The following is a 12,612-nucleotide window of genomic DNA, read 5'->3' as shown; positions in this document are numbered from 1 at the left end:
TTCACCATGTTCCGCTATGCCTTGCCCCTCGCATTGCCGGTCAGTCTGGCTTTTTTATTGTCTGCGTGTGGCCATGAAGAGGCGCCTCAAGTCACCGTCCGCCCGGCCATGGTCATACAACCAGAGCCCTCGGCTCAGGCCATGGAAAGTTATCCCGGTGAAGTCCGTGCGCGCTATGAACCAGATCTGGCCTTCCGCATTGGCGGCAAAGTCAGCCGACGACTGGTCGAGGAAGGCCAGCGGGTCAAGGCCGACCAGCCTCTGGCGGAGCTCGATCCTCAGGACGTGCGCCTGCAACTGGAAGCCACCCGTGCCCAGGTCGCGGCCGCCGAAGCCAACCTGAGCCTGGTGCGCGCCGAGCGTGATCGCTACAAGACCTTGATGGAGCGGCAGATGGTCAGCCGTTCGCAGTACGACAATGCGGAAAACCTCTACCGCTCCGGTGAAGCACGCCTCAAGCAAATCAAAGCCGAATTCAACGTCTCGACCAATCAGGCCAGTTACGCGGTGCTGCGTGCGCCCCAGGATGGCGTGGTGGCCAAACGTGCGGTTGAAGTCGGGCAAGTAGTCGCGGCCGGGCAAACCGTGTTTACCCTCGCCACCGATGGCGAGCGCGAAGTGTTGATCAGCCTGCCGGAGCAGAGTTTCGGTCGCTTCAAGGTCGGCCAACCGGTCTCGGTGGAACTCTGGACCCAACCCGACCAACGTTTCCCGGGCCGCATCCGTGAACTGTCGCCTGCGGCCGATCCGAAATCCCGCACCTTCGCCGCCCGCATTGCATTTACCGCCGGCAAGGTTCCCGCCGAACTCGGCCAGAGCGCGCGGGTGTTCATCCAGACCGCCGAAGTAGTGTCGTTGTCGGTGCCGCTGTCGGCGGTCACCGCGGAAAACGGTGCCACTTATGTCTGGGTGGTCGGCGCCAACAACACCTTGAAGAAAGCCCAGGTGCGGGTCGGTGCATTCGGTGAGAAAACCGTGCCGGTGCTCGAAGGCCTGAACGCCAGCGACTGGGTGGTGGCGGCCGGTGTTCATGTGCTTCACGACGGGCAGCAAGTGCGCCCGGTGGATCGCTCCAACCGCGTGGTCAATCTGGCGCACAAGGAGTAATCCCCGATGGGTTTCAATCTTTCCGAATGGGCGCTGCGTAACCGCCAGATCGTACTGTTCCTGATGATCTTGCTGGCCGTCGTCGGCGCGTTGTCCTACACCAAGCTCGGCCAAAGTGAAGACCCGCCGTTCACCTTCAAAGCCATGGTGATTCGCACCAACTGGCCGGGGGCCACGGCCGAGGAAATGTCGCGCCAGGTCACCGAGCGTATTGAAAAGAAACTGATGGAAACCGGCGAGTACGAACGGATCGCGTCGTTCTCCCGCCCGGGCGAGTCCCAAGTGACGTTCATGGCTCGGGATTCCATGCACTCGGTGGAGATCCCGGAGCTCTGGTATCAGGCCCGCAAGAAAGTCAGCGACATTCGCCATACGTTGCCGCCGGGCATCCAGGGGCCCTTCTTCAACGATGAGTTCGGCACCACCTTCGGCAACATCTACGCCCTGACCGGCGAAGGCTTTGATTACGCGGTGCTCAAGGACTATGCCGACCGCATCCAGATTCAGCTGCAACGGGTCAAGGATGTGGGCAAGGTCGACCTGCTCGGGCTGCAGGACGAGAAGATCTGGATCGAGCTCTCCAACGTCAAACTGGCCACCCTCGGATTGCCGTTGGCGACGGTGCAGCAGGCGCTTGAAGAGCAGAACGCGATGTCCACCGCAGGTTTCTTCGAAACCACCAGCGAGCGTTTGCAGCTACGGGTTTCGGGGAATTTTCAGACGGTCGACGAGATCAAGAACTTCCCGATCCGCGTCGGTGATCGCACGTTCCGCATCGGTGATGTGGCCAACGTTCGTCGTGGCTTCAACGATCCACCGGCGCCGCGCATGCGCTTCATGGCTGAAGACGCCATCGGTCTGGCTGTGGCGATGAAGGATGGCGGCGACATTCTGATATTGGGCAAGGCACTGGAAGTCGAGTTCGCCCGGATCCAGAAAAACCTCCCGGCCGGCATGCAGCTGCGAAAGGTGTCCGATCAACCCGCCGCGGTGAAAACCGGTGTCGGTGAGTTTGTTCAGGTGCTGGTGGAAGCTCTGGCGATTGTGTTGCTGGTGAGCTTCTTCTCCCTCGGTGTGCGCACCGGCATGGTCGTGGCGCTGGCGATTCCGCTGGTGTTGGCGATGACCTTCGCCTGCATGTATTACTTAGGCATCGGCCTGCACAAGATTTCCCTCGGCGCGCTGGTGTTGGCGCTGGGGTTGCTGGTGGACGACGCGATCATCGCCGTGGAAATGATGGCGATCAAAATGGAGCAGGGCTTCGACCGGGTCAAAGCCGCCAGCTATGCCTGGACCAGCACCGCGTTCCCGATGCTCACCGGCACGTTGATCACCGCCGCCGGTTTCCTGCCGATTGCCACCGCGCAATCGGGCACCGGTGAATACACCCGTTCGATCTTCCAGGTGGTCACCATCGCGTTGGTAGCGTCGTGGGTTGCGGCCGTGGTCTTTGTGCCTTATCTGGGGGAAAAACTCCTGCCGGACCTGGCGAAAATTCATGCTGCCAAACATGGCATCGGCGACGGCCAACCTGACCCTTATGGCACGCCGTTCTATCAGCGCGTCAGACGCTTGGTGGAGTGGTGCGTGCGCCGGCGCAAAACAGTGATCGTCCTGACCATCGCGATGTTCGTTGCCTCAGTGGTGCTGTTCCGTTTCGTCCCGCAGCAATTCTTCCCGGCTTCGGGGCGACTGGAGTTGATGGTCGATCTGAAACTGGCCGAAGGAGCGTCTTTGAGCAACACCGCCGAGGAGGTCAAACGCCTCGAAGGTCTGCTCAAGGATCACGCCGGGATCGACAACTACGTGGCTTACGTCGGCACCGGTTCGCCGCGTTTCTACCTGCCGCTGGATCAGCAACTTCCAGCAGCGAGCTTTGCGCAGTTTGTCGTGCTGGCCAAAACCATCGAAGACCGCGAAACCCTGCGCACCTGGCTGATTGAAACCCTCAACGAACAATTCCCGGCCCTGCGTTCACGTGTCACGCGGCTGGAGAACGGCCCGCCAGTTGGCTATCCGGTGCAGTTCCGGGTCACCGGTGAACACATCGAAGACGTCCGCGCCCTGGCGCGCAAAGTCGCGGCCAAGGTTCGCGAGAATCCTCACGTGGTCAACGTGCATCTGGACTGGGAAGAGCCGAGCAAAGTCGTTTACCTGAACGTCGATCAGGACCGCGCGCGAGCGCTGGGTGTGAGCACGGCGAACCTCTCGGGTTTCCTGCGAAGCTCGCTGACCGGTGCCAGCGTCAGCCAGTACCGCGAAGACAACGAGTTGATCGAGATCCTGCTGCGCGGCACGGTGCATGAGCGTACCGAATTGGCGTTGCTGCCAAGTCTGGCCGTGCCGACCGACAACGGTCGCAGTGTGGCGTTGTCGCAGATTGCGACGCTGGAATACGGCTTTGAAGAAGGCATCATCTGGCACCGTAACCGCCTGCCCAACGTGACGGTTCGCGCCGACATCTATGGCAAGGAACAACCGGCGACGCTGGTGCAGCAAATCATGCCGACCCTCGATCCGATTCGCGCGGAACTGCCGGACGGCTATCTGCTGGATGTCGGCGGTACGGTAGAAGACTCGGCCCGTGGGCAGAACTCGGTGAAGGCCGGTGTGCCGCTGTTTATCGTGGTGGTGCTGACGTTGCTGATGCTGCAACTGCGCAGTTTCTCACGCACGGTGATGGTGTTTCTGACGGCGCCACTCGGGCTGATCGGGGTGACGCTGTTTTTGATGGTGTTCCGTCAGCCGTTCGGCTTTGTGGCGATGCTCGGGACGATCGCCTTGTCCGGGATGATCATGCGTAACTCGGTGATTCTGGTGGATCAGATCGAGCAGGATATCGCTGCCGGGCTTAAGCCTTGGCAGGCGATTATCGAGGCGACGGTGCGGCGGTTCCGACCGATTGTGCTGACGGCGTTGGCGGCGGTGCTGGCGATGATTCCATTGTCGCGCAGTGTGTTTTTCGGGCCGATGGCGGTGGCGATCATGGGCGGGCTGATTGTGGCGACGGCGTTGACATTGCTGTTTTTGCCGGCGTTGTATGCGGCTTGGTTCAGGGTCAAGCAAGAGCCGGTGTGATTGTTTGATCTTGGCGGCCTTCGGGCCGACCATGCTCTTTTTGGTGGGGGCATATCCGTTGCTGCGGTAACGGCGCCTGGCGGTTTCGCTTTTACAGCGAGTCACTTGGAAAAGCCCCAAGTAACCAAGGGCTCTTGCCCCTTTCGTTCGGTGCCTCGCTCAGGCTCGGCATGCCCTCGCTCCGGTCCTGCTCCGTGGGCCCGCCGCGATCGGCCATCCATGGCCGTGCGCGGCTAACCCGGCATCCATGCCGGGTTGCCCACTGCGCAGAACCTCCGCTCGGCCTCTCGATGGGGCGGTGCGACAAGATCAAAAGCTGCAGGCGAGCTAACGCTCGGCCTGTTGAGTGGTGAGGGCGGGTGTACGCCGCTCTACTGTGGGAGCGGGCTTGCTCGCGAAGGCGGCCTGACAGCCGACCAATCTCTCTCAGACATACGTCGTCCCACTTGTAGGAGCGAGGCTTGCCCGCGAAGGCGGTCCAGGCTCCTACACATATTTCAGATCCGTCTGATATTGAGTCAACGTAGGTGCGCTGTTGTACTCAAGACTCAATTTCGTGAGTTTTTGAGCCACCAATAATGAAAAAACCGCCCACGCTGAAGGGCAGATCCGACCCGGTGTTCGATCTGTTGGGGCAATCGCCCCACAAGGAACGCCTTTCGGACTATCTCGCGCTGCTCAAGCCTTTGGACGATCAGGGGCGTTATCTTCCATTCGATGAGTTGCGCTATCGCTGGGCGCCGGGGCTGGATTCGAATCTGTGCTGGGCCTTGGTCAAGAAAGCCCGGACCGCGCAGTATTCCAGTCTTTTGCCATTGGGCGAGCCCATTCAGTGGGGCCAGTTTGTGCTGACTCCATTGGCCCAGAAAGCTGTTTCGGCCGTCGATCGACAAGCGACGACAGCCGCGTTGGAGTACATGACCGGACAGATCGGCGAGCGCGCGCATTTCAGCTATTTGCTCAACGATCTGATCGAAGATGAAGCCATCAGCAGCAGCCAGCTCGAAGGCGCGGCGACCACCACGCGGGTGGCCAAGGACATGCTCAAGCGCAAACGCCTGCCGCGCACGCCGGATGAGCGGATGGTCATTGGCAACTACAAAATGATGAACTTCGCCTGGGAAAAGCGTTATGAACCCTTGAGCGTCGAGCTGATCGCGGCGATGCATCGTGTCGGCGTCGAAGGTATCGATGACCCGCAATATTCACCGGGTGCTTTCAGGATCAACGATGACGTGGTGGTGCAGGATGGCGAAGGTAATACCGTGCATACGCCGCCTCCCGTAGCGGGGCTCGCGTCACGATTGCAGGTGCTGTCGAAGTGGATCAACCAGTCTCACGACGATCCCGGTCAAGTGGATTACCTTCATCCCTTGATCAAAGGTATCGCGCTGCATTTTGCGCTGGGTTATGAGCATCCTTTTCGCGACGGCAACGGTCGGGTCGCGCGGGCGCTGTTTTACTGGTTCATGTTCAAGAATGACTTCTCGGCCTTTCGCTACATCGCGATCAGCCTGCTGCTGCGCAACGCGCCGGTGAAATATGGGCGCTCGTATCTGAATACCGAAGCCGATGATCTGGACCTGACCTATTTCATCGATTTCCAGTGTTCAGTCATCTCCCGAGCAGTCAGCGCTTTTACCGAGGCTTATCGAAAAAGCCTGGCCTATACCGAAAGCTTTGATCGATGGTTGCTGGAGTCCGGTTTTTTCGACCGATTGACCGAGAAACAGCGCGCCGTGTACCAAGTGGCCAAGAGTGGAATGGCCAACGAATTCACGGCGGTCAATGTGAAGGAGAATCTGAACTGCTCTTACAACACCGCGTCGGCAACCCTGAATGGCTTGGTCGAGTTGAAGGTGTTCGAGAAAAGGAGGATGGGGCGCGAGTGGGTGTTCTTCCTGCGGGCAGCGTCGACGACCTGATTTTTGGGGGAGCGTGCTTATGTGGCGAGGGGGCAAGCCCTAATACCAGTCAGTTAAGCAATTTCAGCCGCGACGCTCTTTGTAGCAGCTGGCGAAGCCTGCGTTCGGCTGCGTAGCAGTCGTAAATCAGAGATCGCGGTATGTCAGGCAGACCGCATCAGCCGGATTCACGACTGCTACGCAGCCGAACGCAGGCTTCGCCAGCTGCTACAGATCGCATTACGGCTTAACTGACTGGCATTAGGGCAAGCCTGGCTCCTACACAAGATCATCCGAGCAATAAGCCGCTCGCCCCCTTCCAGTCGGCAGAACAACTCCCCCGCCCCGCGCCGGACACTGATGAGCCTTCTGCTCAGGCACGACCGATATCGGCGAACTTCGCTTGGGTGTGTTCGGCCAACACGGCGGGCGCCAGTTCAACTTCCAGACCGCGCCGCCCGGCGCTGACGAAAATGTTGGGAAAAGGCTGAGCCGACTGATCGATAAAAGTGCGCAGGCGCTTCTTCTGCCCAATCGGACTGATGCCGCCTAACAGATATCCCGTCGAACGCTGTGCAGCCGCCGGATCGGCCATTTCGACTTTCTTCACCCCAGCGGCATGCGCCAGCGCCTTCAGGTCCAGACTTCCGACGACCGGCACCACCGCCACCAACAATTCCCCCTTCTCGCTGGCTGCCAGCAACGTCTTGAACACCTGAGCCGGGTCCAGGCCCAGTTTCTCCGCGGCCTCCAGACCATAGGACGCCGCCTTCGGATCATGTTCATAACTGTGCACGCGATGTTCGGCACGAACTTTTTTCAACAAATCCAATGCGGGGGTCATGGCAGCTCCAGGCTTGGCGGCAGAAGAAAAATATTGCGCAGGATTCTAGGCCATTGCTCGACAAAAGGCTCTATTGCGGCGCCATTTCAAAGGGTTGGCCGGGTCCCTCTGCCATTCGTCCACCATCAGCCTCCCTGATGAACGATGCGGTCATTCACGTGACTAATAGTTCAAATGTGACCTGCAGTTCACTTTCGACCTTTGACAGCAGCGTTTCTTGTCTATATTTTTTCGAATCTGAATACTGTACGAATGTCTCACTGCAGCACCCGGCAGTAAGCCGAGCACAGGATGGGGATCCTGCCTTGGTGAAAATCGCGCTTTGACTTTGATCAATAAGCGCCAGACAACAACAAAAACGAGGTTTTCAATGACAACTGCGTTACAACAACCGTCGCTCTCGAGCCAATGCATGGCCGAATTTCTGGGTACTGCACTGCTTATCTTTTTCGGTACCGGCTGCGTTGCCGCGCTCAAGGTGGCGGGCGCCAGCTTCGGGCTGTGGGAAATCAGCATCATCTGGGGGGTTGGCGTCAGCATGGCGATCTACCTCACCGCCGGCGTTTCCGGCGCGCACCTCAATCCTGCCGTGAGTATTGCGCTGAGCATTTTCGCTGACTTCGAAAAGCGCAAACTGCCGTTCTATATCCTCTCCCAAGTGGCCGGTGCCTTTTGCGGGGCCTTGTTGGTTTACACGCTGTACAGCAACCTTTTCTTCGATTTCGAACAAACTCACCAAATGGTTCGTGGCACTCAGGCGAGCCTTGAATTGGCTTCGGTGTTCTCCACCTTCCCTAACCCTGCCCTGTCCACAGCCCAGGCCTTTTTGGTTGAAGTGATCATCACCGCCATCCTGATGGGCGTGATCATGTCGCTGACCGACGACAACAATGGCTTGCCCAAAGGGCCACTGGCGCCGTTGTTGATCGGCCTGCTGATTGCCGTGATTGGTAGCTCGATGGGTCCGTTGACCGGCTTCGCGATGAACCCGGCCCGCGACTTCGGTCCTAAACTAATGACTTTTTTCGCCGGTTGGGGTGAAATTTCCTTCACTGGCGGGCGCGATATCCCGTACTTCCTGATCCCGATTTTTGCACCGATTGTCGGTGCCTGCCTCGGTGCCGCAGCTTATCGCGGGCTGATTGCCCGTCATCTGCCTAGCGCCATACCTGCTACAAAGGATGCAGCACCGGCCATTGACGGCAAACCAAGAACGTCTTGAAACCGTTGGCGCGCGATCCTGCCCATGTGGTCCCGCGCCTGACCTCACTTCCTAATTTTCGTCCAAGGCAATCGACATGACCGACATTCAGAATAAGAACTACATCATTGCCCTCGATCAGGGTACGACCAGCTCCCGCGCGATCATTTTCGACCGTGACGCGAACGTGGTCTGCACCGCTCAACGCGAATTCGCACAGCATTACCCGCAAGCCGGCTGGGTCGAACATGACCCGATGGAAATTTTCGCCACCCAAAGCGCCGTGATGGTCGAGGCCCTGGCGCAAGCCGGCCTGCATCACGATCAGGTCGCGGCCATCGGCATCACCAACCAGCGTGAAACCACCGTGGTCTGGGACAAGACCACCGGCCGCCCGATCTACAACGCGATCGTCTGGCAGTGCCGCCGCAGCACCGAAATCTGCCAGCAGCTCAAGCGCGATGGCCACGAGCAATACATCAGTGACACCACGGGCCTGGTTACCGACCCGTACTTCTCCGGCACCAAGCTCAAGTGGATCCTCGACAACGTCGAAGGCAGCCGTGAGCGGGCACGCAAGGGTGAACTGCTGTTCGGCACCGTCGACAGCTGGCTGATCTGGAAATTTACCGGCGGCAAGGTGCACGTCACCGACTACACCAACGCCTCGCGCACCATGCTCTTCAACATCCACACGCTGGAGTGGGACGCGAAGATGCTGGAGGTCCTCGACATCCCGCGCGAGATGCTGCCGGAAGTTAAATCCTCGTCCGAAATCTACGGCCACACCAAAAGCGGCATTGCCATTGGCGGTATCGCCGGCGACCAGCAGGCAGCCCTTTTCGGTCAGATGTGCGTCGAGCCAGGCCAGGCAAAAAACACCTACGGCACCGGTTGCTTCCTGCTGATGAACACCGGCGACAAAGCAGTGAAATCCAAACACGGCATGCTCACCACCATCGCTTGTGGCCCGCGCGGCGAAGTGGCCTACGCCCTCGAAGGAGCGGTATTCAACGGTGGCTCCACCGTGCAGTGGCTGCGTGACGAGTTGAAAATCATCAACGACGCCCACGACACCGAATACTTCGCCAACAAGGTCAAGGACAGCAACGGCGTGTACCTGGTGCCGGCCTTCACCGGCCTGGGCGCTCCGTACTGGGACCCGTATGCCCGCGGCGCATTGTTCGGCCTGACTCGCGGCGTGCGCGTGGATCACATCATTCGTGCCGCGCTGGAGTCGATTGCCTACCAGACCCGCGACGTCCTGGACGCCATGCAGCAGGATTCCGGCGAACGCCTCAAGTCCCTGCGCGTGGACGGCGGCGCAGTCGCGAACAACTTCCTGATGCAATTCCAGGCCGACATCCTCGGCACTCAGGTCGAGCGCCCGCAAATGCGCGAAACCACCGCATTGGGCGCGGCTTACCTGGCGGGTCTGGCGTGCAGCTTCTGGGGCAGCCTTGAAGAACTGCGCGGCAAAGCGGTGATCGAGCGCGAGTTCGAACCGACGCTGGACGAAGCCGCGAAGGAAAAACTCTACGCCGGCTGGAAAAAAGCCGTCAGCCGCACTCGCGATTGGGAACCGCACGAGGGCGCTGAATAAATCGAGGACGGGTTCTAACTGGCAGGGAGCAGATTCCTCCGGCATCATGGGCAAATTTTGCACGGCAGCCCAAAGGAAGCCCCATGAATCTGCCTCCCCGTCAGCAGCAAATCCTCGAACTGGTCCGCGAACGCGGCTATGTCAGCATCGAGGAAATGGCTCAGCTGTTCGTCGTTACACCGCAAACCATCCGCCGCGATATCAATCAACTGGCGGAAGTCAATCTGCTGCGTCGCTACCACGGCGGCGCAGCCTATGATTCCAGCGTTGAAAATACCGCCTACGCCATGCGCGCCGATCAGATGCGCGATGAAAAACAGCGTATCGGCGAAGCCATTGCCGCTCAGATTCCCGATCACGCCTCGCTGTTCATCAACATCGGCACCACCACCGAATCCATCGCTCGAGCGCTGCTCAACCACAACCATCTGAAGATCATCACCAACAACCTGCATGTGGCCTCGATGCTCAGCGCCAAGGACGATTTCGACGTACTGCTGACCGGTGGCAATGTGCGGCGTGACGGTGGCGTGGTCGGTCAGGCGAGCGTCGATTTCATCAACCAGTTCAAGGTCGACTTCGCGCTGGTTGGCATCAGCGGCATCGATGAAGACGGCAGCTTGCTGGACTTCGATTATCAGGAAGTACGGGTATCCCAGGCGATCATCGCCAATGCCCGACAGGTGATTCTGGCGGCGGACTCCAGCAAATTCGGGCGCAACGCCATGATTCGTCTGGGACCGATCAGCCTGATCGATTGCCTGGTCACTGATCAGCCGCCTTCGCCGGCGTTGGCGCAGTTGCTGAGCCAGCACAAGATTCGGTTGGAAGTGGTTTAACCCCCCCCAAATTTTCGTCGTCTGTACCGACGCCATCGCGGGCAAGCCCGCTCCCACAGGGTCTGTACATAACCTGTGGGAGCGGGCTTGCCCGCGATGACGGCCGCACTCGCAATTCATCTCTCGCGCTCCGCCGCGCGTCTAAATGTTCGTAAATTTTCCTTTAACCGCCCTTCGATCAGTATTTTCAATCGAAGTTGACTGGCTGCGCGCGTCTTTATGGGCTAATATTTTCGCAAATGAACATTAATGTTCGAATTCCAATATAGAAATTCAAAAAGCCCGAGGCCAGCCGATGCCCACTTCTACCTTGCCTACGCCCCCTCTCGCCGAGGTTTACGATATCGCCGTCATCGGTGGTGGGATCAATGGCGTGGGGATCGCAGCGGATGCCGCCGGTCGCGGACTTTCGGTGTTCCTTTGCGAAAAGGATGACCTGGCCAGCCACACCTCGTCCGCCAGCAGCAAGCTGATCCACGGCGGCCTGCGCTACCTCGAACATTACGAATTTCGCCTGGTGCGCGAAGCCCTCGCCGAGCGCGAAGTGCTGCTGGCCAAGGCACCGCACATCGTCAAACAGATGCGCTTCGTGCTGCCGCACCGCCCGCACCTGCGTCCGGCCTGGATGATCCGCGCTGGCCTGTTCCTTTATGATCACTTGGGCAAACGGGAAAAGCTCGAAGGCTCGAAAAGCCTGAAGTTCGGCCCGGACAGCGCCCTGAAAAGCGAAATCACCAAAGGCTTCGAATACTCCGATTGCTGGGTCGATGACGCACGCCTGGTCGTGCTCAATGCCATGGCCGCCCGCGAGAAAGGCGCTCACGTCCATACCCAAACCCGTTGCGTCAGTGCCCGTCGCACCAAGGGCCTGTGGCACCTGCATCTGGAACGCGCCGATGGCAGTCTGTTTTCGATCCGCGCCAAAGCGCTGGTGAATGCGGCCGGCCCGTGGGTCGCCAAGTTCATTCGTGACGACCTGAAGATGGAATCGCCGTACGGCATCCGTCTGATCCAGGGCAGCCACCTGATCGTGCCGAAACTGTATGAAGGCGAACACGCGCACATTCTGCAAAACGAAGATCAGCGCATCGTCTTCACTATTCCGTACCTGAACCACTTCACCCTGATCGGCACCACCGACCGCGAGTACACCGGCGACCCGGCTGCAGTTGCGATCACTGAAGGCGAAACCGATTACTTGCTCAAAGTGGTCAACGCCCACTTCAAGAAGCAAGTCAGCCGTGACGATATCCTGCACAGCTATTCCGGCGTGCGTCCGCTGTGCAACGACGAATCCGACAACCCGTCGGCCGTCACCCGCGATTACACATTGGCGTTGTCGGGCAATGGCGAAGAAGCACCGCTGCTGTCGGTGTTCGGCGGCAAACTGACGACTTATCGCAAACTCGCCGAGTCGGCGCTGGCACAACTGGCCCCGTACTTCACGCACATCAAACCAAGCTGGACCGCCAGCGCCACCCTACCCGGCGGCGAAGACATGACCACGCCGCAAGCCTTGAGCTCGCGGATCCGCGACCAGTTTGACTGGGTGCCCACCGAGATCGCCCGACGCTGGGCCACCACTTACGGCAGCCGCACCTGGCGCATGCTCGAAGGTGTGCAAAACCTCAGTGACCTGGGCGAGCACATCGGCGGCGGTCTCTACACTCGCGAAGTCGATTACCTGTGCAGCGAAGAATGGGCGACCACCGCCCACGACATTCTGTGGCGCCGCACAAAGCTTGGGCTGTTCACCACCCCGGCGGAACAGCAAAAGCTCAAGGATTACCTGAACAAGGTCGAACAGAACCGCGGCAAGATCGAAGCGGCCTGATCGGGAATCCGGTTAAAACGAAGCCCCTGAATCTCACGATTCAGGGGCTTTTTTCATACCCCCCCGCAAAACTGTAGGAGCGAGGCTTGCCCGCGAAGGGGATCGCTGCGATCTGTCTGTTGCACCGCGTTATCGTTCTTCGCGGGCAAGCCTCGCTCCTACAGATTGAAGGGGATCCATTCGGTTTTCCGAACGCGACTTG

8 protein-coding genes are annotated in these 12,612 nt (G+C 59.3%); 7 read left to right on the top strand and 1 reads right to left on the bottom strand.

Features of this window, described 5'->3' with window-relative positions:
- Positions 1 to 6: 6 nt before the first annotated feature.
- The 3 genes from NHU87_RS15025 to NHU87_RS15015 all read left to right on the top strand — a co-directional run bounded on the left by NHU87_RS15025 (position 7) and on the right by NHU87_RS15015 (position 6,110).
- Positions 7 to 1,107 carry an efflux RND transporter periplasmic adaptor subunit gene (locus NHU87_RS15025; protein WP_253549912.1) on the top strand — a complete coding sequence of 367 codons (1,101 nt, stop codon included), beginning with the start codon at positions 7 to 9 and terminating at the stop codon, positions 1,105 to 1,107.
- A gap of 6 nt (positions 1,108 to 1,113) precedes the next feature.
- Positions 1,114 to 4,185, top strand: coding sequence for an efflux RND transporter permease subunit (locus NHU87_RS15020; protein ID WP_253549910.1), 3,072 nt, complete (start codon positions 1,114 to 1,116; stop codon positions 4,183 to 4,185).
- A gap of 578 nt (positions 4,186 to 4,763) precedes the next feature.
- Complete coding sequence (locus tag NHU87_RS15015; RefSeq protein WP_253549908.1) at positions 4,764 to 6,110, top strand: Fic family protein; 1,347 nt, start codon at positions 4,764 to 4,766, stop codon at positions 6,108 to 6,110.
- Positions 6,111 to 6,462: 352 nt separating this feature from the next.
- On the opposite strand, the gene ybaK is transcribed toward NHU87_RS15015, so the two are convergent.
- Positions 6,463 to 6,933, bottom strand: coding sequence for a Cys-tRNA(Pro) deacylase (gene ybaK / locus NHU87_RS15010; protein ID WP_253549906.1), 471 nt, complete (start codon positions 6,931 to 6,933; stop codon positions 6,463 to 6,465).
- 370 nt (positions 6,934 to 7,303) lie between these two features.
- Here ybaK and NHU87_RS15005 point away from each other — a divergent pair, with 370 nt between their 5' ends.
- From NHU87_RS15005 to glpD, 4 genes are all read left to right on the top strand, one after another.
- The gene (locus tag NHU87_RS15005; protein ID WP_217854472.1) at positions 7,304 to 8,155 is read left to right on the top strand and encodes an MIP/aquaporin family protein; all 852 of its coding nucleotides are present in this window, start codon (positions 7,304 to 7,306) and stop codon (positions 8,153 to 8,155) included.
- 76 nt (positions 8,156 to 8,231) lie between these two features.
- Positions 8,232 to 9,737, top strand: coding sequence for a glycerol kinase GlpK (gene glpK, locus NHU87_RS15000; RefSeq protein ID WP_253549904.1), 1,506 nt, complete (start codon positions 8,232 to 8,234; stop codon positions 9,735 to 9,737).
- 83 nt (positions 9,738 to 9,820) lie between these two features.
- Positions 9,821 to 10,576 carry a DeoR/GlpR family transcriptional regulator gene (locus tag NHU87_RS14995; protein WP_095632280.1) on the top strand — a complete coding sequence of 252 codons (756 nt, stop codon included), beginning with the start codon at positions 9,821 to 9,823 and terminating at the stop codon, positions 10,574 to 10,576.
- A gap of 295 nt (positions 10,577 to 10,871) precedes the next feature.
- Entirely contained in the window at positions 10,872 to 12,410 is a 1,539-nt protein-coding gene (gene glpD / locus NHU87_RS14990; RefSeq protein ID WP_253549902.1) for a glycerol-3-phosphate dehydrogenase, read from the top strand.
- Positions 12,411 to 12,612: the final 202 nt, after the last annotated feature.

It is taken from the genome of Pseudomonas mandelii (assembly GCF_024138395.1).
GTDB lineage: Bacteria > Pseudomonadota > Gammaproteobacteria > Pseudomonadales > Pseudomonadaceae > Aquipseudomonas > Aquipseudomonas mandelii_E.
Note: the sequence above shows the minus strand (reverse complement) of the source record. Positions and strands in the feature narration are given on the sequence as shown.